General features: G+C 67.1%; 1 protein-coding gene. It reads left to right on the top strand.

Going from position 1 to position 301, the window contains the following annotated elements:
* On the top strand, nt 1-225 hold a 225-nt coding region (locus SB717_RS34910), incomplete at its 5' end, for a hypothetical protein (protein ID WP_486360786.1).
* Nucleotides 226-301 lie beyond the last annotated feature (76 nt).

The following is a 301-nucleotide window of genomic DNA, read 5'->3' as shown; positions in this document are numbered from 1 at the left end:
GATTCGAAGGTCATCCCCGCCGAACACCGCTTCATCCCCGAAGCGGGCCCGCTGCATGCACTGCGGATCGTCTACCGTGCGAGCGTGGTGGGAGGCGCCCTCCGCAACGAGCGGGACGGCAGCACCGACGAGGCGGCGTGGTTCCAGCTGAACAGCATCCCGAAGCGCCACGTCGAGCTGGTCGACATCGCGCTGGGAATGGCCGGCTTGACCGCAGCCGGTTAGATGGTGGTCCGACGCTCGCCAGGGATGATGATCCACAGCAGCAGGTAGAGGAAGGCCTGCGGCCCCGGAATCAGGC

It is taken from the genome of Priestia sp. SIMBA_032 (genome assembly GCF_046535215.1).
GTDB classification, from domain to species: domain Bacteria; phylum Bacillota; class Bacilli; order Bacillales; family Bacillaceae_H; genus Priestia; species Priestia aryabhattai.
Note: the sequence above shows the minus strand (reverse complement) of the source record. Positions and strands in the feature narration are given on the sequence as shown.